The following is a 25,963-nucleotide window of genomic DNA, read 5'->3' as shown; positions in this document are numbered from 1 at the left end:
GCGGGGTCACGAAGCGCTGAGCGACCAGTCTCGTATTGATTGGCGGTTGCCCCCCAGCCACGAAGAGTTCACGGCGCTCCGGCTTGGATGGCCCTAGTCTTGTTCGGGCCGTAGCAGGGCCGCATACGCGCCGCCCAGCGCCATGAGCGCGTCATGCGTCCCACGTTCAACGACCCGGCCGTGTTGCATAACGACGATCATGTCAGCCGAGCGAACCGTGGAAAGCCGGTGGGCGATCGTGATGGTGGTCCGCCCCTCCGACAGCGCCGCCAGCGCCGCGCTCATCGCCTGCTCGGTCTGAGTATCGAGCGCGCTGGTCGCCTCGTCGAGCAGCAGGATCGGTGGGTCGCGCAGGATGGTGCGGGCAAGCGCGAGACGCTGTTTCTCGCCGCCGGAAAAGCGATAGCCGCGCTCGCCGACGACGGTGTCATAACCGTCCGGCAACGCCTCGATTTGCGGGGCGATCTGCGCGGCGCGGGCGGCGGCGGCCAAATCGGCATCGGTGGCGTCGGGCCTGGCGAAGCGCAAGTTGTCGGCGATGCTGGCGTTCAAAAGATACGGTTCCTGCGTAACGACGCCGAGCATTTGGGTAAGCGAGACGAGCTTGAGGTCCCGGATGTCGACGCCGTCGAACCGGATAGCACCTTGGTCGACGTCGTATAGCCGCGCCAGAAGGTAGCCGAGTGTCGTCTTTCCCGATCCCGTCGCGCCGACGATGGCGACGTGCGATCCGGCGGGAATATCAATGGACACGTCGCGCAGCGTGGGCTCGCCGCCCTTGTCGTAAGCGAAGCTCACGTTCTCGATCGCGACGGCGCCGCGCATGCGACCAGCCGGCAGTTCGATCGCGCCGGGGCGCTCGACGATCTCCACGGGCCTGTCGAGATAATCGAACACCCGCGCGAACAGGGCTCGGGTGGTGCGCATTTCCAGCCCCGTGCGCAAAAGCTCCTCAAGGGGCCAGAGCAGTTGTTCCTGAAGGGCGATCATCGCCACCAGCGTGCCGATGGTGATCGTCACGTCCCGACTGATCAGCCACCCGCCCAGGAGAAGGGTCAGGGCCGGCAGGGCCTGAAGCAGCAAATAGATGAGCTGCCACTGCCACTCACCCGCCGTGCTGGAACGCACCTCGAGCGCGCCGACGTCGGCCGAGGTCCGGGTGAAGCGGCGGACGAGAAAATCGTTTCGTCCCATGGTGCGGGCCAGAATGATGCCCGAGATCGAGAGCGTCTCCTGCACCGTGGACGACAGGTCGGCCATTCGCTCCTGCTGCCTATGGGTATAGGCTTCGCGCTTCTGGCCGACATGGTCGCTCAGGCGCACGACGATCGGAATGACCGTCATGGAGAACAGCGCCAGCCGCCAGTCGAGCAACACCATCGCGACGGCCGTCATGATCACGAGGCTGAGATTGCGGGCCAGCTCGTGCGCGGTGTTGGTGACGAGGGATTGCAGCCCGCCGATGTCGTTGGCGATCCGGGACTGGATTTCACCCGCGCGGGCGTGGGTGAAGAAGCCGAGCGAGAGTGACTGGAGGTGCCCGTAAACCCGCACGCGCAGGTCATGCATGATCGCCTGGCCGATCCGCGAGGACAGGATGGCGTGGGTCGCGTTGATCACCGCGGATATCGCCCCGGCGCCGATCAGGGCCGCGACGAGGAGGCTGAGCAGCCCCATATCGCCGTTGGGCAGCGCCTTATCGATGATAGCGCGCAGCAGGAACGGAGTGGTCAGACCCACCGCCGCCCCCAGGGTGATGAGCGCGGCTATCGCGGCGATGCGGCGTCGATAGGGATCGAATAGCGACAGCACGCGCCGCAAGGAGACCCGCGCGGGCTCATCGGTTTCGTCATCCAGCTCAGTCTTCGAACCGTTATCGAGCATCGTTCTTCACGTGAGCTAGACAAAGTCGGGACATGGTGGACAAATAGGTTTCGCAGGCGGATTCTATCGTAAAGCGCCGAGCCAAGGCCAAGCTCTTCTGGGCGTCTTGGGATCCTGGCCTGACCGTCGCGATCGCCTCGGCCAGGCCTTGCTCATCACCAACGTCGACGAGCCGCCCCAAGTCGCCATGGCCCAGCAAGGTCTTCATGCTGCGACCGCAGTCGGTGGCCACGATCGGAAGCCCCGCGGCCAGCCCTTCGAGCACGACCGCGGGCACGCCCTCGTAGTCCGACGACAGCAGCAGGATGTCGAACGACGGCAGCAGCTTCGCCGGATCCGCGAGGTACCCCCGGAATAGCACGCGGGCTTCCAATCCGAGATCCCTCGCGAGACGCTCTAGCTTTCCGCGTTCTGGCCCATCGCCAATTATCGTCAGCGTATCGGCGTGGCGGGCTCCGCGCGCGAAGGCGCGCAACATCAGAGCGATGTTCTTCTGCGGCATGAGCCTGGCGACGCAGACGAAACGGCGGCCGGCGCCATCGGCTCGCGGGGGCTGACGGCTTGACCGCAAGCTGTCGATCAACGGTTCGGACAGGGCGGGATCGGGAATGATTGTGACGCGATCGGCCGATACGCCGAGACAGTCACGGATCTCCTCGGCCATCGACGCTTCCATGCCAATGAAATGGTCCAGACATCGCCCCTGGATTCCGAGCCACAGGCGATAGAGAAAGCGGAACCAACGCGGCTGCTCGCGACGGTCGAGATTGTTGCTAATCTTGACCACGATGGGCGGACAGTCGCGACCTAGCAGGACTTTCAGCGCGACCGCCACCACGGCATAGGTGTTGCCCGCGCAAAACAGCACGTCGGGGCGCAACCGCCGCACGACCTTCGGAAGCGTCCAGATCATCCATGGCGTTTCCATCTTGGCCACGCCTGGGCGGGCGCCAGGCGGAGAGATGGGATCAAGGCGCGCGCCGATGTCGTCGCGCATGTCCCCTTGTAGACGCCCCAGGAAAAGCGGCGCATCGACGCCCCGCTCGCGCCAATGGCGCACCATCCGCAGGGCGATGCGCTCGACTCCGCCAGGCTCGAAACTGTGCAGGAAGGTCAGGACGCGCAAGATGCGGCCTCGCGCCGTGACGCCCAAAGCGATCGGTCGATGCGCTTGACGTCGAACAGGGTGACCGGACCACAGGCCGACAGGGTGTGAAGTCCCATCGAATAGGCCCCCACGTCGGGCGGCGGCGCGAGCGGCGCGCTGGCCTCTGCGTCGAAGCGTTCAGGATGCAGCTTGGACATCCTCAGTTGCCGAACCCCGCCGCCGTAGGTGCGCGAGCAGTCTTGCACCGGCAGCACCGGCGCGCCCGCCTCGGTCCAGACCGTGCCGCCGGGACGGGAGGACGCCAGGTCGCGCCGGACGGGATTGCCGGCGTGGGGCCGCCAGGGCCCCGTCGGACGCTCGGCGAAGGCCAGGTGCAGACGTCCCTGCTTCCAGCGCTGGGGGCCGGTTGGAGAATAGGCCAGCCACCACAATCCGTCGTGACGGAACGGGGTAGCGTCGATCGCCGGAGTGTCCAGCTCGAAACGCGCCACGGGCTCCCAGACATCGGGAAACGCGGCGGCGCGATAAAGCGTGAGCCGGCCCGATCGGTGGGCCTCGGGTAGCATCCAAACTTGCCCGTCGCTCTCGAAGACCTGGGGATAGGAAAGGTGCCAGGGCTCGCGCAGGACCACCGACCGTCGGAGGGGCGAGAAGTCCGCGCCAAGCTCGATCACCTCGATGACGCCGTGGCGTGTTCGGTAGTCGTAGGCTTCGACGAACAGGTGCAGGCGCCCGTCGCGCCAGAGACCGAAGGGGTCGGCCAGGAACTTTAGCCTCCCCTCCTCGGCCAGCCAGTGGACCCGCGGCGCGGAGGGGAAACCTAGCCGAGCGATCTGGGCGATCGGCGCCTGGACCAGTCCCACGCGCCAGATGTCCCGTCCAGGAATTCGGGCCCGCCAATCAGTAGTCATGGACACCCCCGGCATTGACCACGGACGCCCCGCTCGCGCGGCGCAGGCTCCGCGCGAGGTCGAGCACGCCCAGACCGACGATGACGGACAGATGCAGCACCAGAGTGACCAGGGCCAGCGCCGCCAGCAGCACGGCCACGTTCGAGTGCGCGCCCAACAGCAGCAACATCAAGTTGCCGAACACCAACTCCTTGTTCGAGATAAGCGGTATCCGCGAAATCAGATAGCGGATCGCCAACAGGACGACCCAGACGCCGGACCGCACTTCCGGCATCGCCAGACGCCAGACCAAGATGGTCAGCGCGGTCCAGATCCCGAGGCGCAGGCAGCAGACCAGGCTAACATACGCCAGTTGAGACAGGCGCAGCGAAAACACGCGCCGCCCCCAGAGCAGGACGCCCAGCGAGATCGCCAGTGGGATGATCCCCGACCACAGGGCAGGCCCCATTCGCCGGGCGAAATCCATATCGCGCAGCTGGGTCGCGCTGACGGCCGCCAGGACCAAGGTCAGCAGGTTGCCGAGCAAGGCCGAGACGATGTTCGCGTCCTTGATGGCGGCGAGAGGTTCGGCGATGACGCTCGCCGCCCGTCGCGCCCAGACATAGAGGTAGGCCTCGCCGCTGTAGCCCAGCACGACCTCGTTGATGACGTTCTTGCGCAGCAACGTCTCGAAGCCCGCCAGCGGCATGCTCCAGAGCCGCCGAAAGATCGCGAAGTCGGAGAGGGGCTGGATGAGGTAGAGCAGCAGGAGCGCTGGCCAGACCAGGGGTGGCAAGCGGCTGATCGCGGCCAGAACCTCCGTGGTCGCGCCCCCCAACTGCAGGATGATGGTCGCGACCATGCCGACCGACAGAAGGCCGCCAAGCCAGACCCACCGCCGTGGCGGCCGGCCGCTGGCCGGCCCGGACGCGGCCTGATCGACCACATCCGCCCCCGTGCTCCCGGTCACGCCCGAACTCCGGCCGCGACGGCGCCGTAGTGTTCAAAAAGCTCGGCGAAATGGTCGATGTCGCGCCGTACGCCGACCGACGCCTTGTTCGCGGCGTTCTTCAAGGCCAGACCGTCTCGCGCGAAGAGACGTTCGATGGCGGTCGTGGCGGCGGCGGTGTCTCCAGCGCGGTAGATTTCGCAGGTCTCCGGTCGAGCCAGATGCGCGAAGCCTCCGCGATCGGGGCCGACGACGGGAAGACCGCTGGCCATCGCCTCGGCGGGGATCAAACCGAAGGTCTCGGACTCGCAGCCGTGGACGAGCGCGTCGGCGCTCGCCAGGTGCGTGGCCAATAGCCGCCGATCGCGAATAGGCGGCAGAACGTGAACATAGGGATCGCCGGCGGCGGCGCGGGCGACGCGGGCGCGGTCGATGCCGTCACCGATCAGAACCAAGCCGAGCGGCGCGGCGCATCGGGCGCGCCTCACCGCTTCGATAACCATGGGCCAGCGCTTCTCGGGATGGAAACGGCCGACGCCGAGCACCAGTCTGGCGTCGGCCGGGCGTTCGCAGGCCGCCAGCAGACGAGACCTAAGGCCCGCGTCACGCATGTCGGGCGAAAACGCCCCACGATCAACGCCCAGGGAAACGCTGGCCACCGCGTCGATCCCCTGCCCCGCCAGCCGCTCGGCTAGCCAAGGGCCGCCCGTGACAACGGACGCGAAACGCCCGCTCAACTGGCGGAGATAGCGCCAGAACCAGGCGAACAGCTCGTCGATGCGTTGGGGGCTGACAAAGGGAGCAAGCCAACGCTGCGGATAGGACGCCACGGGGTCGGCATGCATGAACATGGCGCGCGGGACGGGAGCGCCCCAGCGGGCGACGATCCACGCGCCGCGCCAGGGCGAGGATGCCTCGACCAGGTCCGGCGCCAGTCGATCCAGACAACGGTGCACCGGTCCCGCATCCCAGAACATGTGATAGTTGGCGTCGAACGGCAGTTTCGGGGACCGGACGTGGATCACCCCGCCAGCCTTGCGCTTTTCGAAGCCATCCCGCGGGCCCGGCGCGATCACGAACAGTTCGTGGCCAAGCTGCGCGGCCGCCTCCAGTTTACGGTCGATATAGGTCCGCACGCCCCCGCCAGTCGGCGAATAGAATTCGGCGACATCCACTATCCGCATCGGGCTTCGAACCTCAGAAACACGCCGTACCGCACCGCTTAAACGTCAGCGCGACGGATGCTCGCGGGGCGCTTTCACACAAAGACGGCGCGCGCCGGCGGGGACCTCAAAAGATTTTCGAAATCCGTGTGGTGGCCCGCCGCGCGTGTCGTCTGAACTGAAAACCAAGGCTGCGGCGCGGGATAGACATGGAAGTGAATAGAATGGCGGCCGCCCGATTCATAAGACCTCCGCGCATCGCTTTGTTTTCCGGGAACTATAATTACACCCTGGATGGAGCCAACAAGTCCCTCAACCGACTTGTTGGCCACCTGCAAAGCACACTGGACGCCCGAGTGCGGATCTATTCTCCGACTTCGCGGACCCCAGCATTTGAACCGGTCGGCGACCTGATTTCCGTACCGTCGGTGAGAATTCCGTTCCGAAGCGACTACCGCGTTTCGTTCGGCCTTCCCGAGTCCACGCGGCGGGATATCGAGGCGTTCGCGCCCGACATCGTCCACCTCTCGGCGCCGGACGCTCTGGGTTGGTCGGCGCTCAAGCTGGGTCGCCAGCTGAATGTGCCGGTCGTCGCCAGTCTACACACGCTGTTCGACAGTTATCTTGACTATTATGGATTGGCCTGGCTGCGCCCCCTAGCCCGCCGTCAGCTCTGGAAATTCTACGGCGCGTGCGACTACGTCATGCCCCCCACCGCGGCGATCGCCGAGGAGTTGCGCGCGCACGCCCCTTCGACCCAGGCCCGCGTCTGGGGGAGAGGGGTCGACCACGAGCTCTTTCGTCCCGAGAGACGCGACCCAAGTTGGCGAGTTGTCGCGGGTTTCGACCAAGATCGACCCGTGATCGTCTTTCTGGGTCGGATCGTGATGGAGAAGGGCCTGAAGGCGTTCGCCGGCGCGATCGCCCAGCTCAAGGCGATGGGCCACGAGCCCCAAGTCTTGGTGATAGGCGACGGCCCCGCTCGAGCCTGGTTCGAGGCGCAGCTTCCAGGCGCGGTTTTCACGGGCCTTCTAACCGGCGAGCCGCTGGCCAGGGCCTTGGCCAGTGGCGACATTTTCCTGAACCCAAGCAACACCGAGACCTTCGGAAACGTCAATCTCGAGGCGATGGCCTGCGGCTTGGCGATGGTCTGCGCCGACGCGCCCAACACGCGCGCCTTGCTGCGCCATGGGCATGACGCCCTGCTCTGCGCCCCCGATCAACCTTCTTCCTACGCCTCGGCGATCGCTGGCTTGATCGCCGACGAACACGAGCGGCGACGCATGGCGGCCGAAGCCCTCCGACGCAGCGCCGACTATCGCTGGAGCAAGATCCTTGAGGACGTCGCCGAGGTTTATGCCGAAGCCCTGGATCGACACGCTCGTCCGGTCGCCGCTTGGCGGCGCGCGCCCCACTCCACGCCGCCGAGCAGGAGCGGACACGTGGAGCCCGAGCCGAACGGCCTTACCGTTCCTTGAGGCCCCCGGCATGTTTCCGAAAACACTAGACCGTTATGTGCTCCGACGGACGGTGGCTCCCATGTCCGCTGTCTTGCTCAGCACAATGGTCATGTTTCTGATGGAGCGGCTGATGCGGTCGTTCCCGGTGCTGTCTCGGACGACCCAGGGCTTCAAGTTTCTCACCGAACTCCTGGTGACGCTCGTGCCGCACTATGTCGGCCTCACCCTGCCGGGCGGCTTCTTCATTGGCCTGTTCGTCGTCGTCAACGGTTTGAACAAGACCTCGGAGATTGACGCGATCCTGGCCAGCGGCGTCTCTCTAAGCCGTTTCGCCGCGCCCTTCGTCGCTCTTGGGGCGGCGCTCATGCTGCTTAGCATCGCGCTTTTCGGCTTCGCGCAACCCTATAGCCGCTATGCCTATCACGCGGTGCTTCACGCGGTCGCGAACGCCGGCTGGAACGGGGACGTGCGACCCAAGGCCATTCTATCGGCGGGAAAGGACCTCCTTCTCACCGCCGACGACGCCGACGCCAGCGGGCGACGTCTCCAGCGCGTCTTCATTCGCAAAGTGGGGCCCGACGGCCGCGAGGACGTCTTGACGGCGGCTTCGGCCCTCGTCTTGAAGGCGCCAGCCGATCGGAAGGCGACGCTCGTGCTGACCAATGGCCGGCAAGTCAGCACGACCCGCCAGCGCGAAGTCTACGTCGCCGATTTCGCGCGCTTTGAGTTCGAGCTGCCCGTGGCTCAGGCCAAACTGTTGCGTCTACGCGGGGATGAAGTCAGTGAACTGACATTGTTGGAGCTCGCCCAACAGGGCTTTGGCGCCACATCGCCGTCTCTGCCGCGCCAGGAAATCCTCGCCGAGCTGTTTTCCCGCTCGTCTCGAGCCCTTATCCTACCCTTGCTTCCCCTTCTGGCCGTGCCTTTTGGACTCAGCGCCAAACGAGCCGGATCGGGTTCCGCGATGGTGGTTGGCGGCCTGCTGCTCTTCATGTTTGAAACGTCGATGATCCTTGGCCAAGCCATGACCGCTGCGACCCACTTGCCGGCGGCGGTCACGGTCGGCGGACCGGCCTGCTTGTTCGCCGTCACATGCGTCGCCGTATGGATTTCGAGCCGCGACAGGCCCGGCGATAACCCCGTCAATTGGCTTTCCGAAAAGATAGCCGAACAGGTCGCCGCGCTGATCCTGAAGGTCCACCCCAGCGGGACCAGGCCCCTTGCAAGGCGCTAGGGCCGCGCCCGCCACTCCCCTGAAATGGCGCGCGGTATTCACCGGGGCCGACGCCTCACCGTCGGGCCTGGATAACCCCTTCCAACTTCGTGGCGAGCGCGACCGTGTTTGAGATCGTGCCGTACTTGCGAACGTTCTTGTGCAGCAGCTCCAACCGCTGATCGCTCTCATCGGTGTCCACTATGAGAACGTAGTCGACCGAGGTGATCAGGGGCGGCGCGTCCTGGCGAACCGCGTGCAGTCGCACCTCGACCCCGCGAAGATCAAAATCGAGCATCGGGGTGACGCGCTCGATGCCCTTGATCATGCAGGCGGCGATCGCGGCGAGAAAGAGCTCGGCGGGATTGAACGCGTCCGAGCGGCCGGCGAGGTCGGTGTCCAGCACCACCTCGGCGGCCTTGGCCTGGGCCACGGACTCGTGCTGGTCCACGCGACGGGCCGTAACGCGATACTCAAGCATGAGCGTCCTCCTGTTTCGCGCGGAGACTAGCCCCGCGCCGAACGACGTCCATGATCGAGCGCAAAGCCGCGCCCTCCCCGCGCCCGCGTCGCCCTCTAGGGCCGAGCCGACAGGTCGACGACCTCGCCGTCCTCCTTGGTGAAACTGGCGGGGCGACGATCGAGGAGATCGAACACCACCTCCGACGGCCGGCAGAGCTTCACGCCGCGCGGCGTGACGACCAGCGGCCGATTGACCAGGATCGGATGGGCGACCATGGCCTCCAGGATCCGCGCCTCGCTGACGTCATCGGCGGTCAAGCCCAGCTCTTCGGCCGGCGTGCCGCGCGTGCGCATCAATTGACGGAAGGTCAGGCCGGCCTCGCTGGCCAGGTCGCGCAGCTGTTCGGGGGTCCAGCCGGTCCGCAGGTATTCGATGACCGTGGGCTCGTAACCGGCGGCCCGGACCATGGCGAGGACATTGCGGGACGTGCCGCAGTTGGGGTTGTGGTAGATCACCACCGGGAATTCAGAGTCGCTCATGGGTCACCGTCCTACGCTTTGAAAGCTGTGTCGCCGCGCGCGGCCGCGACCTTGCGCACGGCCCGGCCGCGCTCGTACCAGGGCTTGGAGGCGTTCACGATCGCCACGATCGAGAGCATCACCGGCACCTCGATCAGCACGCCAACCACCGTGGCCAGGGCCGCGCCCGACTGGAAGCCAAAGAGGCTGATGGCGGCGGCGACCGCCAGTTCGAAGAAGTTGCTGGCCCCGATCAGGGCCGAGGGCCCGGCCACGCAATGGGCCTCGCCGCTAACCCGGTTTAGCAGATAGGCCAGGCCCGAATTGACATAGACTTGGATCAGGATCGGGACGGCCAGCAAGGCGATGACCAGAGGCTGCTTGAGGATCTGCTCGCCCTGGAAGCCAAACAGCATGACCAGGGTCGCCAGCAGCGCCACGATCGACAGCGGCTGCAACACCGACAGGAAGCGGCTCAAGGCCGCCTCGCCCTTGGCCAGCAGCGCCTTGCGGATCAGCTGGGCCGCCAGGACCGGCGCGACGATATAGAGCCCGACCGACAGGGTCAGGGTCGACCAGGGCACGGTGATGGCCGAAAGGCCCAGCAGCAGGCCGACGATCGGCGCGAAGGCCACGATCATGATGGTGTCGTTCAGCGCCACCTGGCTCAGGGTGAAGTTCGGCTCGCCCTTGGTCAGGTTGCTCCAGACAAAGACCATGGCCGTGCAGGGCGCGGCGGCCAGCAGGATCAGGCCGGCGATGTAGCTGTCGATCTGGTCGGCCGGCAGGTAGGGCCGAAAGAGCTGGCTGATGAAGATCCAGCCCAGCAGCGCCATCCCGAACGGCTTGACTAGCCAGTTGATCAGCAGGGTCACCGAGATCCCGCGCCAATGGCGCGCGACCTGCCCAAGGGCCGCGAAATCGACTTTGATCAGCATCGGGATGATCATCAGCCAGATCAGGGCCGCCATCGGCAGGTTGACCTTGGCGATCTCGGCCGCGGCGATCAGGTGGAAGGCCGGCGCGAACACATGGCCAAGCGCGACGCCGGCGACGATGCACAGCCCCACCCAAACGGTGAGGTAACGTTCAAAGATGGACATCCAGGATCCTGGTCGGGCGGCGGAGGATTAGGCGGCGCTCTCGTCCGGCGCGATCGACTTGCCGATCTCGTCGAGGCGTTTTTGCAGCGACAGCCGGTCAAGCGAGGCCATCGGCAGGGCGCAGAAGAGCGTGATGCGGCTATTGAGCTGGCGGTAGGCCTCGGCGAAGGCCAGGGCGATCTCGGCCTCGGAACCGACGGCGTCGCCCGGGTTGGGGATCCCCCAGTGGGCGCTCATCGGCTGGCCCGGCCAGATCGGGCAGACCTCGCCCGCAGCGTTGTCGCAGACGGTGAACACGAAATCGAGCTCGGGGGCGTTGGGATTGCTCTCCAGCGAGAACTCGTCCCAGCTCTTGGAGCGTAGGTGATCGGTCTTGTAGTTGAGCCGCTGAAGCAGGCTGATGGCGTGAGGATTGACCGCGCCGCTGGCCATCGAACCCGCGGAATAGGCGACGAAGCGCCCGGCCCCGACCCGGTTCATGATGCTCTCGGCCATGATCGATCGGGCCGAATTGTGGGTGCAGAGGAAGAGCACATTGTAGGGACGGGTCTGGGCGGTCATGGCGTCGTCTCCAGGGGCGCAAGGCAGGTCCCGTCGCACTCGGCGGCGCGGGCCAGGATATCGCTGAGCGGGGCGCAGACCTCCGGGGCGCCGCCGCAACAATCGTCCATCAGGAAGGCCAGGAGCTCGGTCATCTTCCCGTAGCGGGCCGTGTAAATGATCGAGCGGCCCTCGCGGCGGGAGTCGATCAGGTCGGCCTGGCTAAGGATATTGAGGCCCGACGATAGGGTGTTGGGGATGATGCCGGTGGCGCGGGCGATCTCGCCGGCGGCCATGCCGCCCTGCCCGGTCCTGACCAGCAGGCGGAAAATCGCCAGGCGCCCTTCGTGGGCCAGGGCGCTGAGCGCGGTGACGGCGGCCTTCGATTCCATAGTTCCAATATACTCGAATAATGGGAGACTTCAAGGGCGCCACTGTTTTGTTGGTGAGCGCTCAGCTTGGCGTCGCCCACCCCGGACCCCTGACGCACGGGCGCGGCCAGCATCGCTGGGCGATAGGCGCCTTGGGCGTAGCTCAGGGCCTGGGCGTCACGCCTCGATCAGACGCTCGACGGCGACCACGTCGCGCCAGACGCCGTCGAGTTGGCCATGCCGCCGATGGACCCCGACCTCGCGAAAGCCCTGGCCGCGCAGGAGACCAAGGCTGGCGCTGTTCTCGACGAAGACCCGCGAAAGCAGCTTGTGCAGGCCTTGGCCTCGGGCCGCTTCGATCAGCGCGGCCATGGCGTGCTTGCCCACGCCCGCGCCGCGATGGCCGCGTTCGACATAGACCGAGAACTCGGCGATGCTGGCGTAGCAGCAGCGGTCGGAATAGGCGAAGGTCGCCGCGTAACCGACGACGCTTCCGTCCGCGTCGACGACCACCACGACCGGAAGGCCGCTAGCCAGCCAAGCCTCGACCGCCTCGACGCCGCGCGGATTGGTCTCGAAGGTGGCGATGCGGTCCTCGATGCCTTGGTTGTAAATCCTGGCCATGGCCGGGGCGTCGGCCAAGGTCGCCGCGCGCGTGCTGAACTCGCTCATGCGACAGCCCCGGCCGCCTCGTGCTCCATGGCCTTGGCGCCCAGCCAGTGTTCGTGGGTCTCCCGGCCCGCCGCCTTGCGCTCGCTATAGCGGTCGACCAGGTAGTCGGCGCGATCGCGGGTCAGCAGGGTGAACTTGTAAAGCTCCTCCATCACATCGACGACGCGGTCATAATAGCTGGAGGGCTTCATGCGATCGTTCTCGTCGAACTCCTTGTAGGCCATGGCCACCGAGGACTGGTTCGGGATGGTGATCATCCGCATCCAGCGGCCCAGCAGTCGCAGGCCGTTCACGGCGTTGAACGACTGCGAACCGCCGCTGACCTGCATCACCGCCAGGGTCTTGCCCTGGGTCGGGCGAACGCTGCCGATCTCCAGCGGGATCCAGTCGATCTGCGCCTTCATGATGCCGGTGATCGCGCCGTGGCGCTCGGGGCTGCACCAGACCTGACCCTCGGACCATTGCGACAACGCCCGCAGCTCCTGGACCTTGGGATGGTCGGCGGGGGTGGCGTCGGGCAGCGGCAGGCCGTCCGGATCGAAGACCCTGGTCTCCGCGCCCATCGCCTCGAGCAGGCGCTGGGCCTCGAGCACAAGGAGCTTGCTGAACGAGCGCTCGCGCAGCGAGCCGTAGAGCAGCAGGATCCGCGGCGGATGGGTCGAGACCTTGGCCGGTTCAAGCTTGGCCAGGCTCGGCCGGTCGGCGAAGGCCGAGCTCCGGGCGGGAAAGTCGGTCAAGCGGCAGGTCCTTCCATCGGGATTCCACGAAAAACACGAAGCATCGCGCCGGAAACCTCAGGCGACGCCCTCGCACGCGAGGCCGGACTCCAGCCCCGCGCAGCAGTTCTCGGTCAGATAGCGGGCCAGGGCCCCTACCCGGCCGTAGTCGGCCGTGCAGATCAGCTCGCGGCCGCGGCGTTCCTGGCGCACGAGCCCCGCGCGCGATAGCGCCGCCAGGTGATGCGCCAGGGTCGAGGCGGGGATTTCGGCGAGACGGACAAGGTCGGTTACATTGGCCCCCGCGTCGCCGGCCCGCACCAGAAGCCGAAAGACGCGCAGGCGCACGGGACTTCCCAGAGCCGACAATCCGGCGGCGGCGTCATCTTCGGTGAGCGTTGGCATGATATCACGATATTTCTAGGAAATTCGCGATGTCAAGCCTCGCGGCGGAACGGGGCGACCCGCGCCCCTTAGGCGTGATCGATCTCGACACCCCGTCGAGGCGCTAAAGGGCGCGCCAACCTAGCAGCTCGACCTCGGGGGTCAGGTAGCCCGGTCGCACCGGCTCCTCCTGGGCCAGGGCGGTGGAGAGATAACGGGCGTGGTTGTCGCACAGCACCGTGGCGACCCGCGCGTCGGGCCGATGTTCCAGCACCTTGATGGCGGCCAAGAGGTTGGCGCCGCTGGAGATACCAACCCCCAGGCCCAGCTGCTGGGCGACCTTCTGGGCCATCAGGATGGCGTCGCCGTCGTGGACGGCGATCACCGGCGCCAGCTCGTTCAGCTTGACGATGTCGGGGATGAACTCGTCCGAGACGCCCTGAATGCGGTGGTGGCCGACCTTGTGGCCGGTAGACAGGGTCGGCGACTCGGCCGGCTCGACCGGATGGACGGCGGCGGGCAGCCCCCGGTCGCGGAACAGCCGGCCAAAGCCCATCACCGTGCCGCCGGTGCCGACCCCGGCGACGAAGGCGTCGGGGGCCAGGCGATGGGCCGCCATCTGGGTCAGCAGCTCCTCGGCGGTGCCGTGATAGTGGGCCCGCCAGTTGTCGTCGTTGGAGAACTGGCGCGAGAGAAAGGCGCCCTTCGCGCTGGCATAGTCCTCGGCCATCTTCACCGAGCCGACGAAGCCGCCCTCGGCCTTCGAGACCAGCCGAATGGTCGCCCCATGACTGGTCAGCAGGGCGCGGCGCTCCAAGCTCATCCAGTCGGGCATGAAGATGGTCACCGGATGGCCCAGGGCCCGGCCGAGCGCGGCCAGGGCGATGCCGGCGTTGCCGCTGGTGGCCTCGACGATCTCCTGACCCGGCGCCAGCTCGCGCCGCTCGTAGGCCGCGCCGATGATGCTGCAGGCCATGCGGTCCTTGATGCTGCCGGTCAGGTTATAGAGCTCGGCCTTGGCGTAGACCGTGGCCGGCCGGCCTTGCCAGGTCAGGTCGATCGCCAGGAGCGGCGTGCGGCCCACCAGACCCGCCATCGCCCCGAGCGCGGCCAGGGCCTGGTCGCAGCCGCGCCCCAGCGGGGCCCGCGGCGGAGTGGCGAAACGGTGGGAGGCGGCCAGGCCGATCGAACCCGCGAGCATGACAAGAACCCTGCTGTGTGCATGACCAGGGCGCGGCGGCGTGTCGACGCGAGCGCGCCTCCCGCGCCGTCCGCGCCAAGGCCGTAAACCCTGCCGATCGAGCCATCAAAAGTCTTCCCAATTCCACCACTGTTTGGCGTTTTGACGGTGGTTTTTTCCCACAACAATCTCACATCCTAGATCAGTAAGTGTCGATCAGCCTCGATGACGCTGCATTTGATCGATCCATGCTCGCCGCTCGGATTCTCGAGTCAGACACGCGCCTTCGCACAAAAACCCACGCCGAGCGCCAATCGCCAAATTTTCTCCACCAGAGGGGCGTGGGCGCGGGCCAGTTTGGGAAGACACCACAGCCGGGCCTATGGAACAGTTTCATGACGATGACGCCAGGCCAGCCCCGTGAGACGACCGCTGCACGGAGACCGGCGCACATCAGACAAAAAACGACAACTTTGAGATTAGTTACACGATTCACGACTGTATTGGGGGCGTTTGAAATTGTCGCGGACCGCAGCACCGGCTCACGAGTACATGGCCAATGCCGCCGTGCTCGACAGCCTTCTAACCACAAGCCCGGCCGATTACTTCTGGCGCTTCGCGCCGGAACTGCGTAGCTATCTGTCGCGGCGGCTCGACAGCAGCGAGATCGACGACGTCATCCAGGACGTGATGTTGAAGCTGCACACCCGCGACGCCACCTGGGACATCCGGTTTCCAAAGCGCTATTTCTACCAGGTGGTCCGCTCGACCCTGGTGGATCTCTACCGCCGCAATCGCTCGCGCTGCGTCCAGCATCATTGCGAGCTGTCGCCCGACACCCATCCGCGCGACGAGCTCTCGCCGATCCGCATCCTGCAGGCGCGCCAGGAGATGGCGGCTGCCCGCGACGCGCTCGCCCAGTTGCCGGCCCGAACCCGCGAGATCCTGCTGGCCGTGCGGGTCGAGGGCCAGAGCCTCAAGGCCGTGGCCGCTCGTCACGGGATCTCGACCAGCGCCGTCGAAAAGCACATCACCCGCGGCCTCAACGCGCTCTCGGCCCAGCTCCATGACGTGGACGAAGCGTTCGGCGAGGACTGGGGCGCCGGCGCGCGCCAGCGCCGACTGGCGATCGCGTCGGCCCCGCGCCTGAGCTAGCCGCGGCCCTCAGCCGTCAGGCCCTAAGCCGGCCCAGGAAGGCGCGGGCGCGGGCCTCGCGCGGCTCGGCGAAGAAGCTGGCCGGCGGCCCGGCCTCGAGGATCTTGCCCTCGTCCATGAAGATCACCCGATCGGCGACGTCGCGGGCGAACCCCATCTCGTGGGTGACGACGATCATGGTCATGCCCGAGGCGGCCAGGCCCCGCATGACCTCCAGCACCTCGCCGACCATCTCCGGATCCAGGGCCGAGGTCGGCTCATCGAACAGCATGACCTTGGGGGCCATGGCCAGGGCGCGGGCGATGGCGGCCCGCTGCTGCTGGCCGCCCGAGAGCTGGACGGGATACTTGTCGGCGTGGCTGGCGATGCGCACCCGCTCCAGCAGGGCCATGGCCCGATCCTTGGCCTCGGCCCGCGACAGGCCCAGGACCCGCATCGGGGCCAGCGCGCAGTTGTCGAGCACGGTCAGGTGGGGAAAGAGGTTGAAGGCCTGGAACACCATGCCGCTGGCGCGGCGGGCGGCCGCGCCTTGCCGGCCGCGGGCGGCCAGGTCCTGGCCATCGACGCGGATGGTCCCGGCCTGATGCGGCTCCAGGCCATTGATCGCGCGGATCAAGGTGGACTTGCCCGAGCCGGAGGGCCCCAGGACCACGACCTTCTCGCCGGCGGCGACCTTGAGATCCAGGCCACGCAGCACCGGCTGGTCGCCGTACCACTTCTGAAGATTGTCGATCTCGATCATCGCCTGGCTCATGCGGGACTCCGGGGGGCGATCTGAAGGCGGCGCTCCAGGGCGGCGGCGGCGCGTGACAGGCCAAAACACAGCAGCCAGAACGACAGGCCCACGAAGATGTAGGCCTCTGGCTCCAGCCCCTGCCAGGCGAAGTCGGCGACGGCGTTGCGCAGCACGCCGGTGATGTCCAGGACGCCGATCACATAGAGAAGGCTGGTGTCCTTCAGAAGGCCGATGAAGCTGTTGACCAGGGCCGGGGTCGCCGTGCGCAGCGCCCTGGGGCAGGACGACATCGACCAGGGTGCGCGAAGGACCAAGCCCCAGCGCCCGCGCCGCCTCGCGCTGGCCTCGCGGCACGGCCATCAGGCCGCCGCGCACGGCCTCGGCCATGTAGGCGGCCTCGAACAGGGTGATGGCGACCATGGCTCGGCCGAGCTTGTCGAGCGGCAGGGCCGGCGGCAGCAGCAGCGGGGCGAGCACCGCCGCGGCGAACAGCACCACGATCAGCGGCGCGGCCCGCGCGGTCTCGACATAGGCGCCGGCCAACAGCCGGATGACCGGCAAGGGGCTTTGGCGGGCAAGACCCAGGAGCACGCCGAGCGGCAGGGCGAAGATGGCGCACACCGCGCCGACGATCAGGTTGAGGGCCAGGCCGCCCCAATAGGCGCTGGGCACGCTGGGCAGCAGGCGCGCCCCGCCCATCAGGGCCAGGCAGACCACGGCCCCGAGCGGGGCGGTGGCCAGGACAAGGCCGGCGTGGCGCCGGATGGCGAGCGGCGAGAGCCCGGCCGCCAGCGCCAGGACGGCCAGCAAGACGCGGACGCCGTGGCCAGAGGGATAGAAGCCGATCAGGATCTGCTGGGCGCGGGCGGTGATCATCGCCCAGCAGGCCCCGGCCGGATCGCAGGCGGCGCGGCTGTCGCCGGTCCAGGTCGCGTCAAGGATCAGCCAGCGCGCCGCCGGCCCGGCCAGGACAAGCGCGACCGCGGCGGCCAGCGCCAGCGCCGCCCACCGGCTCCAGGCAGGTTTGCGAAAGGCGGGGCTCATCGCACCGCCCAGCGCGCCTGGCGCGCGGCCCAGAGGTTGATCAGTCCACTGATCGACAGGCTCAGGGCCAGGTAGAAAACCAGGATCAGGCCCAGGGTCTCGATCGCCTGGCCGGTCTGGTTCAGCACCGTGCCGCCCAGCAGAGCGACGAGATCGGGATAGCCGACGACGATGGCCAGCGAGGCGTTCTTGGCCAGGTTCAGATACTGGCTGGCCAGCGGCGGGGCGGCCACCCGCAGGGCCTGCGGCAAGGTGATCAGCCCAAGGGTCTGGACGGGCGAGAGGCCCAGCGCCTGGGCGGCCTCGGCCTGACCGGGAGCGATCGCCGCCAGGGCGCCGCGCACGACCTCGGCGATGTAGCCGCCGGTGTAGAGAGCCAGGGCTGCGACCAGGGCCAGGAGCGGCGGCGAGACGACCTGGCCGCCGACGAAGCCAAAGCCCTGGGCGCGGGGGACCTCCAGACCCGAGACCGATAGAATGAGGCCCAGGCCACAAAAGCCGAGCCAGCCAAAGCTCAGCACCTGAGCCGCGCGACGCGTGGGGGCCAGGCGCCAGATGGCGACCAGGGCCGCCAGGGCAAGGCCCGCCCCGGCCAACGCCCCGCCCTGCCCCCAGCGCCAGTCGAGGCGCGGCAGGTAGAGACCCCGGTTGCTGACAAAGCCCAGGCCGGCCAGGTCGATGGCCTCGCGCGGCGGCGGGGCCATGGCCAGCAGGCTGTAGAGCACGAGCAGCAGGACCGGCAGCGGGACGTTGCGAAAGAGCTCGACATAGCCGCGGGCCAGGATCCGGACCGGCGCGGACCTGGCGCGCAGGGCCACGCCGAAGGCCAGGCCCAGCAGGCTGGCGAGGGCCGCGCCCAGGCCGGTGACCTTCAGGGTGTTGAGCGCCCCCACCAAAAGAACCTTGGCGTTGCTGTCGCGCGGCGAATAGGCGATCGGCGTCTCGGCGATGTCGAAGCCGGCGGCGCGTCCCAGGAAGTCAAAGCCCGAGGCCAGGCCGCTGGCGCGCAGATTGGCCGCGCCGTTGCGGGCCAGCATCGCCAGGAGAGCGACCACGGCGGCCAGGGCCAGCCCCTGCCAGGCGAGGCTGGCCAGGCGCTGGCGGGTCATCGGGACGGCGGGCGGGCGGCTCATCGCATCGGCGGGGCGTAGAGGAGCCCTGGCGGGCTGGCGTTCCAAAGGGCGTTGAGGCCGCGCTCGATCTTCAGCGGCGTCGAGGGCCCCAGGTTGCGCGCGAAGACCTCGCCGTAATTGCCGACCTGCTTGATGATCTGGAACGCGAAGTCGTCGGACAGGCCGATCATCGCGCCATAGCCGGGCTCGGCCCCGAGCAGGCGGCGGATTTCGGGATTGTCGCTCTGGGCGCGCAGGGCCTCGGCGTTGGCCGAGGTCACGCCCAGCTCCTCGGCCAGGATCATGGCGTTCAGCGTCCAGCGCACGACATTCCCCCAGGCGTCGTCGCCCTGGCGCACCACCGGCCCCAGGGGTTCCTTGGAGATCACCTCGGGCAGGATCAGGTGGTCGCCGGGCCGTGCCAGGGTGGCGCGGGCGGCGGCGAGGTTAGAGAGGTCGGCGGTATAGACGTCGCACTGCTCGCGGCCATAAGCGGCGCGGGCCTTGTCCTCGGTGTCAAACACCACCGGTTCGTAGGACAGCTTGTGGGCCCTAAAATAGTCGGTGAGGTTCATCTCGCTGGTCGAACCGGTCTGGATGCAGATCCGCGCTCCGTTCAGCTGGGCCGCCTGGGTGACGCCCAAGGCCTTCCGGACCAGGAAGGCCTGGCCGTCGTAATAGTTTACCCCCGCGAAATCGAACTTGGCGTCGCGCGAGAAGGTCGCCGAAGTGTTGCGCCACAGAACGTCGACCTCGCCGGCCTGCAGCACGGTCAGGCGCTCGGTCGATGAGGTCGGCGTGAAACGGGCGGCGTCGGCGCGGCCGAAGATCGCAGCGGCGGTGGCGCGGCAGAAGTCGGTGTCGAAGCCACGCCAGCGGCCGGTGTTGTCGGCATAGGCAAAGCCGATCAGTCCCTGCTGGACGCCGCAGACCAGATAGCCGCGGGCCCGGACGGCGGCCAGGGTGCGCCCCTGCCCGGCCCCGGCCGCGCCCAGCGCCACCGGCGCGCCCTCGACCCCGACCGCCTTGGGCGGCGGACCGTCGACGGCGCTGCCCGGATCACCGCAGCCCGCCAGCGGGCCGACGAGAAGGCCAGCAGCGAGCGCCGCCGCCAGCCCCTTAGCGCGACGCGCCATCGCCGCTCTCGTAGCGATCGCGCAGGTCGAGCGCCCGCGAACGCAATGGCTGCGGCGCGCCGTCGACATAGATGGCTGTCGGCAGGCTGCGCGGCTCCAGCGGATCGCCGTCCCAGATCACGAGGTCGGCGGCACGGCCCGGCTGCAGCGAGCCCAGCTGGTCGGCCAGGCCAAAGATCCGGGCCGGGGCGATGGTGATCGCTTCCAGGGCCGCGGCGTAGGACAGGCCCTGGGCGACGGCCGAGCCGGCTTCGTAGCGGAGTTCGCGGACCCGGTGGGCCGGGTCGGGGCTGACGATGGCGATCTCGACGCCGGCGGCGCGCAGGCGGGCGGCGTTGCGCAGACTGGCCCCGACGATCTCGAAGCTGCGCGGCAGGTCGGCGGTGGCGTTGAGGATCACCGGCACCTTGGCCGCGGCGATCTCGTCGGCGACGCGCCAGCCTTCCTCGGCGCCGTTGAGGATCACCCGCAGGCGCTGCTCGCGGGCGAAGGCCAGCACCTGGCGGATGTCGGCGGCGCGGTGGACGGTGACCAGCAGCGGCTCGCGCCCCTCGACCACGGGGATCAGAGCCTCGAGATCGGCGCGCGAGAGTTTCAGATCGCGGGTCTCGCCACGATCGTAGGCCGCGCGGTTTTGCTTGTAGAGGCGGACCTCGTCGAGGCGAGCGCGCAGGAGGCCGATCTCGGCCCCGCGCGAACCGCCCGCGCCGTTCTCGCCAAAGCGCATGGCCACGGCCAGGCGCGGCTTGACCAGCAGATCGCCGGCCAGGCGGATGGCCAGAACCTGGCCGTCGAACAGCGACCCGTCGCCGTCATCGCCGCCGCCCTCGCCGTCGCCGCCGGGGGCCGGCACGACGATGGCGCGGGTGACGCCGCCGAGGCGCGCGACCGGCACCAGGGTGGAGTCTGGGTTGAGGCCATATTGCGGATCGAAGGCCGCGCCGAGATCGGCCGAGGCGCTCTTGGCGTCGTCGGTCCCCTTGACCGAATTGACCTCGCGCACGCCCAGCACGGTGTTGGGGGCGAAGAGCCCGGGGGTGACGATCGCGCCCTTGGCGTCGATCACCTGGACCCCGGCCGGAACGGCCAGGCCCTTGCCGACGGCGAGGATCTTGCCGTCGCGAACGATCAGGGTCCCGTCGGCGATCTCGCCGGCCGGGCCCATGGTCAGCAGGCGCGCATGAATGATCGCGACCGGGGCGGCGGCGGGCGCGGCCAGGGCCGGCGCGGTCAGGGCGGAGGCGGCTAGGAGGCCGGCCAGGGCGGAAAGGATCGGCTTCATTGGGCGAGGTCTCCGCGGTTTTGGCCGAGCTCGAAGTCGGAGGGGCGGCGCGGCGCCTTGCGATCGAATTCGACGGCGCCGTCGATGAACACCAGGTCGGCGAGCGCGTAGATGCTCAGGGGATCGGCGCTCCACAGGACGATGTCGGCCATCTTGCCAGGCTCCAGGGAGCCGGTGCGGTCGGCCACGCCCATGACCTTGGCGGAGTTGAGGGTGATCCACTGGATGGCGACGGCGTCGGGGATGTCGATGCCGGCCCGGCGACCGGCGGCCTGGGCGACGGCGGCCTCGCGATTGAGGCGCTGGATGATGTTGGGATCGTCCGAGTGCAGCGAGACGCAGACACCGGCCTTGGTCAGCAGGGCGGCGTTTTCCTCGATGCCGTCATAGGCCTCCATCTTGAAGCCCCAGCGGCCCGACCAGACGGCCGCGCAGATGTTCTCGCGGGCCAGCAGCGGAGCGATCTTGTAGGCCTCGACCGCGTGGTGGAAGGCGGTGATGTGGTAGCCGAACTCGCGGGAGACATCGATCAGGTTGGCCATCTCGTCGGCCCGGTAGCAGTGGTTCTGCACCAGGAGCTCGCCGTTCAGGGCGCCCGAAAGGGTGTCGAGGGTCAGGTCGCGCTTGGGCGGCTCGCCCCCCTCCCCCTTGGCGGCCTTCTTGTCATAGGCGGCCCAGCGCTTGCCGTAGTCGGCCGCCTCGATCCAGCCGCGGCGATAGCCGGCGACGTTACCCATGCGGGTGGCGGGCGTGCGGCCGCGGGAACCGTAGCGTCCCTTGGGGTTTTCGCCGCAGGCCATCTTCAGGCCGTAGGGCGCGCCCGGGAACTTCATGGCCTGGACGGTGACGGCCGGCACGTTCTTCAGGGCCACGGTGCGGCCGCCAAAGAGGTTGGCCGAGCCGGGCAGGATCAGCAGGCTGGTGACGCCGCCGGCCCGGGCGCGCTCGAAGCCGGCGTCCTGGGGCCAGACGCCGTGTTCGGCCCAGACATAGCCGGTGTTGGGGTCGATGTTCTCGTTGACGTCGACCTGGCCGGTCACGGCCGGAGCGGGAAAGACTCCGAGATGCGAGTGGGCGTCGATCAGGCCGGGGGTGACCCAGCGGCCTTTCGCGTCGATGACCTTGGCGCCGGCGGGCGGCGCGGCGGCCGGACCGACCGAGACGATCTTGCCGGCGTCGAACACCACCATGCCGCCAAGGATCTTCGCGCCCGTGCCGGTATAGATGTTGGCGTTGACGATGGCCGTCAGGCCCGAGGCGGCGGCCGCGTAGGTGCTCGGATAGGGATCGCGCGTCGGAACCAGGCCCTTGGGCGGCGGGGCGGCCGGGCGCGGGGCGGCTTCGGCCTGGGGCTTGGGTTTGGGCGCGGGGGCGGCGGCGCAAGCGGCCAGTAGCAGCGCGGCGCTGAGCGCCAGCCAGGGGACGCGGCGGCGCGGCGCGGCGGCGCTGGCCAGTCTCGACGGGTGTGACACGGGATCTCCTGACGCCGCCGAACGCGGGCGGTCCTTGATCAACAGAGAAGCGGAACGGTGGGCGCCCGCCGGCCGCCCTGGGCAGAGGGCGTCCGGCGGGCCGCGGCGAAGCATCCGGACGCCCCTGGGGAGGTTCGTCCGGACTCCTCGCGGCGTGGCTAGAAGGCCTTGCTGAGGCTCAGGTACCAGTAGCGGGCGTAGGGCTGGTAGACGGCCCCCAGGTAGCCGTAGGTCCCCGAGCTCAGAGGCGGGTTTTCGTCGGTGATGTTGTTGACGCCCAGGCGGATCTTGGAGCCTTCCAGACGTCCCTTGGCCACGGCCCACTGGCCATAGAGGTTGCCGGTCACCTGGCTTTCGACCTGCCAGGGCGTGCCGTCCGCGGCCAGGAGCGAGGTGTCGTCCATCGAGGAGATGTACTTGGTGAAGGCGCCCACGGTCAGTTGCTCGTAGCGCCAGGTCAGCGAGGCCGAGACCTTGGTCTTGGGCGTGCCGTTCTGGCGCAGAAGATCGCCGCCGCCGGTGATCGAGGTGCCGGCGTTGATCTTGCCGGCCTGGCGCGCGGCGAGCAGCTGGGCGATCTCGGCCGACGGCTGGCGATAGAACTTGTTGAAGTGCGCGACATTGATGTCGGCGTCGAAATCGCCAAACCGCGTGCCCCGCAGACGCCAGTTGAGGCTGACGTCGAGGCCGCGGACGTCCTGGGGATTGAGGTTCTGGTACTGGTCCTTGACGTAGGTCACCTGGCCGACGGCGGCCAGACCCGTGCCGTCGGTGCGAGCGATGTCGTCGGCGGTTGGAGCCAGGCGGATGACGTTGGGATTGCTCGAGCCCTGGACGCGCAGCAGGTAGTCGAGGATCAGAGCGTTGCCCTCGCCGAACACCCCGATGATGCCGTTCTGCTTGGTGTCCCAGACATCGACGGTCAGGGTGAAGCGGCCGAGCTCGGAGGGAATGAACTTCGGCTGCAGGACGAGGCCGAGCGACTGGCTTTGCGAGGTCTCGGCCTTGAGGTCGGGATTGCCGGCCCGCTGGGCGGTGGCGACGATCGAGGCCGAGCAAGCGCTGAAGCTTTTGATGCGGCCGGCCCGCAGGTCGGCCTCGCAGAAGATGTAGTCGGTGCGGGTATTGCCGCGCGTCACGATCGCGGAATTGACCTGCAGCAGGTTGGGGGCGCGGAAGCCCTTGGAGAACGAGCCACGCACCCGCACGCCGTCGAAGAGGTCCCAGGCCAGAGCGACCTTGGGTTTGGCGACATCGCCAAAGTCGCTGTAGTGCTCGTAGCGGCCGGCCAGCTGCAGCTCGACATTGCGCACCAGCGGCACGCCCATGTCGGGCGAGACCACCGGCACGGCCAGTTCGGCATAGGCCGAGGCGACCTTGCGCGAGCCCTTGGAGTCGGGGGTCGGGCTGACGCCGAAGAGATCCGAGCTCTGGACCTCGCCGGTCACCGCGTCGGTGAACTTGATGGTGCCGTCGACGCGGGCGTCGCGGTTGTCGCTGATCGTCTCGCGGCGCAGTTCGACGCCGGCGGCCAGGCCCAGGTCCCCGGCCGGCAGGGCCAGCAGGTCTGCCCTGGAGACCTTGAAGTCCCATTGGGCCAGGGTCGAGCGACCCTTCAGGTAGGTCTTGACGCGGATGGCGTCGAGGGCGGCCTTGGAGCTTGGCGTGCCGTCGATCCCGGTCGGGTTGCCGACGCTGCCGCCGTTGAACGGGTTGTAGGCGTCGGGGGTCGACAGGGCGAGCTGCCTTTGCAGGGCCGTGGAGCTGACGCCGTCCTGGACGTCGGTGACGCCAGCCTCGGTGTAGAGCAGCGCGCTGTCCCATCGGAAGCCGTAGGCGTTGCCCTTCAGCCCGCCGAGCACGCGCGCCTGCTTGCCCTTGACGTCGACATTGGTCGGGCCAAGGTCCCCGAACCGGTAATTGGTCAGGCTGACGGCGCGGCCCGAAGCAGGAATATTGAGGTTGGCCAAGCGGTTGGGATTGACCGTGCCGTCGGCGAAGGTCACCGGGCCGAACGGGTTCCAGTAGTTGGACGCGGGGATGGCGATCTTGGTCGAGCCGATCGTGAACACCGAGTCCTGCACGCTGTGGGTGTCGGAGATGTAGTAGCCGAGTTCACCATAGGCGGTGACGTCGTCGGTCAGGTCATAGCGCCAAGTGCTGAAGAGGTTGGTGCGGCGCATCTTGGGCATGACCGACAGGCCATAGGCCGATTGGGCGTCCGAGCGGGTGTCGCGGGCCGCGCCGGAGGTGGCGCGCGTACCCGTGCCGATGCAGATCCCGCCGGTCAGGACCGAGCCGCACGAGCCGTCGGCGGTCGGCTGGATGTGGAAGACGCCGGCGGCGGTCGTCAGATTGGTCGCGCCCTGGCGCACCGCGCCGGTCTGACCGATCATGGTGAAGTCGGCCCAGGGGCTGAGCGTGCTGCGGCGATCCAGCGTGTTGGAGCCAGCGAAGCTGGTGTTGGCGAACAGGGGGCGCTTGTCGCCGCTGGCGGTGTAGTCGAGGTCGGTCGACTTCAGGGCGCTGCGATAGGCGTAGTCGGCCGACAGGGTGATGTTGCCGCGGCCTTCCTTGAAATTTTGGCCGACGGCGAAATTGAGATTGAAGTCGCGCATCGACGTGCCCTCGGCGCCGCCGTACCGGACCGTGACCGTGCCGCCGTCGAGGTCATCGCGCAGCACGGTGTTGAGCACGCCGGCCACGGCGTCGGCGCCATAGAGGGCCGCCGCGCCGTCGCGCAGGACTTCCAGCCGCTGGATGCCCGAGACCGGCAGGGTGTTGGAGTTCGTGGTCAGGACCGGGGCGAGATTGGCGTCGGCCTGGGTGCCGGGCCAGGTGACGACGCGGCGGCCGTTGAGCAGCACCAGGGTGTTGCCCACGCCCAGGTCGCGCAGGTTGATCGAGCCCACGTCGCCGCGGGCGAAATTGCTGCTGGTGGCGCCATTGGTGCTGTTGAAGGTGACGTTGCCCATCTGCGGCACCGAGCGCAGCAGATCATCGCCCGAGACCGCGCCGGTGGTGGCGATCTGCGCCGCGTCGACGACGGTGACCGGCACGGCCGCGGTGACCTTGGAGCCGGCGATCTGAGTGCCGACAACGATCACCTCCTCGACGGTGGCGGCATCCTGGGGCGACGCGTTCGCTGGCGCCTGGCTCTGGGCGTGGGCCAGGCCGGCGGTCAACAGGCTGGCGCTGCTGGCCAACAGAAGCGCTCGGGTTGCGCGTTGAAAGTGCTGGTTCATCATGACCCCCTCTGGTCTAGCGTGCGCCGCCGGCGGGCTTTCGCCGTTCTCGATCGACAACTTCTGAGACGTACGCGCGGGGCGTTGCCCCACCTGCGTCCGGCCAGAAAATCGCCGTTTTTGTCGTTGCCTGACGGCTGGGCGCCGATCGCCCACGAAGCGGGCGC

At 68.1% G+C, this 25,963-nt stretch carries 23 protein-coding genes; 3 read left to right on the top strand and 20 right to left on the bottom strand.

What is annotated here, in order from left to right:
* Positions 1-93 precede the first annotated feature (93 nt).
* Genes J2728_RS07795 through J2728_RS07775 form a run of 5 tightly spaced genes read right to left on the bottom strand, consistent with a single transcriptional unit; the run spans position 94 to position 6,015 of the window.
* A complete protein-coding gene (locus tag J2728_RS07795) occupies positions 94-1,884 on the bottom strand; it encodes an ABC transporter ATP-binding protein (RefSeq protein WP_309998059.1) in 1,791 nt (596 codons plus the stop codon).
* Complete coding sequence (locus tag J2728_RS07790) at positions 1,874-3,010, bottom strand: glycosyltransferase (RefSeq protein ID WP_309998057.1); 1,137 nt, start codon at positions 3,008-3,010, stop codon at positions 1,874-1,876. The genes J2728_RS07795 and J2728_RS07790 overlap by 11 nt, the downstream gene beginning before the upstream one ends.
* Complete coding sequence (locus tag J2728_RS07785; RefSeq protein WP_309998055.1) at positions 2,998-3,903, bottom strand: glucosamine inositolphosphorylceramide transferase family protein; 906 nt, start codon at positions 3,901-3,903, stop codon at positions 2,998-3,000. The genes J2728_RS07790 and J2728_RS07785 overlap by 13 nt, the downstream gene beginning before the upstream one ends.
* Positions 3,893-4,852: a hypothetical protein gene (locus tag J2728_RS07780; RefSeq protein WP_309998054.1), complete on the bottom strand. Its 960-nt coding sequence runs from the start codon at positions 4,850-4,852 to the stop codon at positions 3,893-3,895. The genes J2728_RS07785 and J2728_RS07780 overlap by 11 nt, the downstream gene beginning before the upstream one ends.
* Positions 4,849-6,015, bottom strand: coding sequence for a glycosyltransferase (locus J2728_RS07775; RefSeq protein ID WP_309998051.1), 1,167 nt, complete (start codon positions 6,013-6,015; stop codon positions 4,849-4,851). Before J2728_RS07775 ends, J2728_RS07780 begins: the two co-directional genes overlap by 4 nt.
* A gap of 188 nt (positions 6,016-6,203) precedes the next feature.
* On the opposite strand from J2728_RS07775, the gene J2728_RS07770 reads away from it, so the two are divergent.
* Both J2728_RS07770 and J2728_RS07765 read left to right on the top strand, forming a co-directional pair.
* Entirely contained in the window at positions 6,204-7,472 is a 1,269-nt protein-coding gene (locus tag J2728_RS07770; RefSeq protein WP_309998049.1) for a glycosyltransferase family 4 protein, read from the top strand.
* A gap of 10 nt (positions 7,473-7,482) precedes the next feature.
* On the top strand, positions 7,483-8,688 hold the full coding sequence (locus J2728_RS07765; RefSeq protein WP_309998048.1) for an LptF/LptG family permease: 1,206 nt from the start codon (positions 7,483-7,485) through the stop codon (positions 8,686-8,688).
* Between the two features lie 55 nt (positions 8,689-8,743).
* On the opposite strand, the gene J2728_RS07760 is transcribed toward J2728_RS07765, so the two are convergent.
* The 9 genes from J2728_RS07760 to J2728_RS07720 all read right to left on the bottom strand — a co-directional run bounded on the left by J2728_RS07760 (position 8,744) and on the right by J2728_RS07720 (position 14,635).
* The gene (locus J2728_RS07760) at positions 8,744-9,148 is read right to left on the bottom strand and encodes an OsmC family protein (RefSeq protein ID WP_309998045.1); all 405 of its coding nucleotides are present in this window, start codon (positions 9,146-9,148) and stop codon (positions 8,744-8,746) included.
* A 95-nt stretch (positions 9,149-9,243) separates the two neighbouring features.
* Positions 9,244-9,669 carry an arsenate reductase (glutaredoxin) gene (arsC, locus tag J2728_RS07755; protein WP_309998042.1) on the bottom strand — a complete coding sequence of 142 codons (426 nt, stop codon included), beginning with the start codon at positions 9,667-9,669 and terminating at the stop codon, positions 9,244-9,246.
* A gap of 11 nt (positions 9,670-9,680) precedes the next feature.
* Entirely contained in the window at positions 9,681-10,751 is a 1,071-nt protein-coding gene (gene arsB, locus J2728_RS07750) for an ACR3 family arsenite efflux transporter (protein WP_309998040.1), read from the bottom strand.
* Between the two features lie 27 nt (positions 10,752-10,778).
* Positions 10,779-11,312: an arsenate reductase ArsC gene (locus J2728_RS07745; protein ID WP_309998038.1), complete on the bottom strand. Its 534-nt coding sequence runs from the start codon at positions 11,310-11,312 to the stop codon at positions 10,779-10,781.
* Entirely contained in the window at positions 11,309-11,683 is a 375-nt protein-coding gene (locus J2728_RS07740; protein ID WP_309998036.1) for an ArsR/SmtB family transcription factor, read from the bottom strand. The genes J2728_RS07745 and J2728_RS07740 overlap by 4 nt, the downstream gene beginning before the upstream one ends.
* Before the next feature lie 156 nt (positions 11,684-11,839).
* A complete protein-coding gene (locus J2728_RS07735) occupies positions 11,840-12,334 on the bottom strand; it encodes an arsinothricin resistance N-acetyltransferase ArsN1 family A (protein WP_309998035.1) in 495 nt (164 codons plus the stop codon).
* Positions 12,331-13,071: an arsenical resistance protein ArsH gene (arsH, locus tag J2728_RS07730; RefSeq protein WP_309998034.1), complete on the bottom strand. Its 741-nt coding sequence runs from the start codon at positions 13,069-13,071 to the stop codon at positions 12,331-12,333. The genes J2728_RS07735 and arsH overlap by 4 nt, the downstream gene beginning before the upstream one ends.
* A gap of 57 nt (positions 13,072-13,128) precedes the next feature.
* Positions 13,129-13,455: an ArsR/SmtB family transcription factor gene (locus J2728_RS07725; protein WP_309998032.1), complete on the bottom strand. Its 327-nt coding sequence runs from the start codon at positions 13,453-13,455 to the stop codon at positions 13,129-13,131.
* Between the two features lie 103 nt (positions 13,456-13,558).
* Positions 13,559-14,635 (bottom strand): PLP-dependent cysteine synthase family protein, encoded by a 1,077-nt coding sequence (locus tag J2728_RS07720; protein WP_309998030.1) that lies wholly within the window; start codon positions 14,633-14,635, stop codon positions 13,559-13,561.
* A gap of 531 nt (positions 14,636-15,166) precedes the next feature.
* Between J2728_RS07720 and J2728_RS07715 the strand changes: the two genes are divergently transcribed.
* A complete protein-coding gene (locus J2728_RS07715) occupies positions 15,167-15,769 on the top strand; it encodes an RNA polymerase sigma factor (protein WP_309998028.1) in 603 nt (200 codons plus the stop codon).
* Between the two features lie 16 nt (positions 15,770-15,785).
* On the opposite strand, the gene J2728_RS22395 is transcribed toward J2728_RS07715, so the two are convergent.
* From J2728_RS22395 to J2728_RS07680, 6 genes are all read right to left on the bottom strand, one after another.
* Positions 15,786-17,549 carry an ABC transporter permease subunit gene (locus J2728_RS22395; protein WP_473701033.1) on the bottom strand — a complete coding sequence of 588 codons (1,764 nt, stop codon included), beginning with the start codon at positions 17,547-17,549 and terminating at the stop codon, positions 15,786-15,788.
* A complete protein-coding gene (locus J2728_RS07700) occupies positions 17,546-18,682 on the bottom strand; it encodes an ABC transporter permease subunit (protein ID WP_309998026.1) in 1,137 nt (378 codons plus the stop codon). The genes J2728_RS22395 and J2728_RS07700 overlap by 4 nt, the downstream gene beginning before the upstream one ends.
* The gene (locus J2728_RS07695; RefSeq protein ID WP_309998024.1) at positions 18,679-19,797 is read right to left on the bottom strand and encodes an amino acid ABC transporter substrate-binding protein; all 1,119 of its coding nucleotides are present in this window, start codon (positions 19,795-19,797) and stop codon (positions 18,679-18,681) included. The genes J2728_RS07700 and J2728_RS07695 overlap by 4 nt, the downstream gene beginning before the upstream one ends.
* Positions 19,781-21,079 carry an amidohydrolase family protein gene (locus tag J2728_RS07690; RefSeq protein WP_309998022.1) on the bottom strand — a complete coding sequence of 433 codons (1,299 nt, stop codon included), beginning with the start codon at positions 21,077-21,079 and terminating at the stop codon, positions 19,781-19,783. The genes J2728_RS07695 and J2728_RS07690 overlap by 17 nt, the downstream gene beginning before the upstream one ends.
* Positions 21,076-22,551, bottom strand: a complete 1,476-nt coding sequence (locus J2728_RS07685) for an amidohydrolase (RefSeq protein WP_309998020.1) — start codon at positions 22,549-22,551, stop codon at positions 21,076-21,078. Before J2728_RS07685 ends, J2728_RS07690 begins: the two co-directional genes overlap by 4 nt.
* 158 nt (positions 22,552-22,709) lie before the next feature.
* On the bottom strand, positions 22,710-25,799 hold the full coding sequence (locus tag J2728_RS07680) for a TonB-dependent receptor domain-containing protein (protein ID WP_309998018.1): 3,090 nt from the start codon (positions 25,797-25,799) through the stop codon (positions 22,710-22,712).
* Between the last annotated feature and the right edge of the window lie 164 nt (positions 25,800-25,963).

Origin of the sequence: Caulobacter segnis, assembly GCF_031454995.1 — a bacterium.
Lineage (GTDB): Bacteria > Pseudomonadota > Alphaproteobacteria > Caulobacterales > Caulobacteraceae > Caulobacter > Caulobacter segnis_E.
Note: the sequence above shows the minus strand (reverse complement) of the source record. Positions and strands in the feature narration are given on the sequence as shown.

Excerpts from the sequence above, each read along its gene's own strand:
- J2728_RS07795 (WP_309998059.1), bottom strand. The coding sequence starts at position 1,884 with ATGCTCGATAACGGTTCGAAGACTGAGCTGGATGACGAAACCGATGAG.
- J2728_RS07785 (WP_309998055.1), bottom strand. The coding sequence starts at position 3,903 with ATGACTACTGATTGGCGGGCCCGAATTCCTGGACGGGACATCTGGCGC.
- J2728_RS07775 (WP_309998051.1), bottom strand. The coding sequence starts at position 6,015 with ATGCGGATAGTGGATGTCGCCGAATTCTATTCGCCGACTGGCGGGGGC.
- J2728_RS07770 (WP_309998049.1), top strand. The coding sequence starts at position 6,204 with ATGGAAGTGAATAGAATGGCGGCCGCCCGATTCATAAGACCTCCGCGC.
- J2728_RS07765 (WP_309998048.1), top strand. The coding sequence starts at position 7,483 with ATGTTTCCGAAAACACTAGACCGTTATGTGCTCCGACGGACGGTGGCT.
- J2728_RS07760 (WP_309998045.1), bottom strand. The coding sequence starts at position 9,148 with ATGCTTGAGTATCGCGTTACGGCCCGTCGCGTGGACCAGCACGAGTCC.
- arsC (WP_309998042.1), bottom strand. The coding sequence starts at position 9,669 with ATGAGCGACTCTGAATTCCCGGTGGTGATCTACCACAACCCCAACTGC.
- arsB (WP_309998040.1), bottom strand. The coding sequence starts at position 10,751 with ATGTCCATCTTTGAACGTTACCTCACCGTTTGGGTGGGGCTGTGCATC.
- J2728_RS07745 (WP_309998038.1), bottom strand. The coding sequence starts at position 11,312 with ATGACCGCCCAGACCCGTCCCTACAATGTGCTCTTCCTCTGCACCCAC.
- J2728_RS07740 (WP_309998036.1), bottom strand. The coding sequence starts at position 11,683 with ATGGAATCGAAGGCCGCCGTCACCGCGCTCAGCGCCCTGGCCCACGAA.
- J2728_RS07735 (WP_309998035.1), bottom strand. The coding sequence starts at position 12,334 with ATGAGCGAGTTCAGCACGCGCGCGGCGACCTTGGCCGACGCCCCGGCC.
- J2728_RS07725 (WP_309998032.1), bottom strand. The coding sequence starts at position 13,455 with ATGCCAACGCTCACCGAAGATGACGCCGCCGCCGGATTGTCGGCTCTG.
- J2728_RS07720 (WP_309998030.1), bottom strand. The coding sequence starts at position 14,635 with ATGCTCGCGGGTTCGATCGGCCTGGCCGCCTCCCACCGTTTCGCCACT.
- J2728_RS07715 (WP_309998028.1), top strand. The coding sequence starts at position 15,167 with ATGGCCAATGCCGCCGTGCTCGACAGCCTTCTAACCACAAGCCCGGCC.
- J2728_RS22395 (WP_473701033.1), bottom strand. The coding sequence starts at position 17,549 with ATGAGCCCCGCCTTTCGCAAACCTGCCTGGAGCCGGTGGGCGGCGCTG.
- J2728_RS07700 (WP_309998026.1), bottom strand. The coding sequence starts at position 18,682 with ATGAGCCGCCCGCCCGCCGTCCCGATGACCCGCCAGCGCCTGGCCAGC.
- J2728_RS07695 (WP_309998024.1), bottom strand. The coding sequence starts at position 19,797 with ATGGCGCGTCGCGCTAAGGGGCTGGCGGCGGCGCTCGCTGCTGGCCTT.
- J2728_RS07690 (WP_309998022.1), bottom strand. The coding sequence starts at position 21,079 with ATGAAGCCGATCCTTTCCGCCCTGGCCGGCCTCCTAGCCGCCTCCGCC.
- J2728_RS07680 (WP_309998018.1), bottom strand. The coding sequence starts at position 25,799 with ATGATGAACCAGCACTTTCAACGCGCAACCCGAGCGCTTCTGTTGGCC.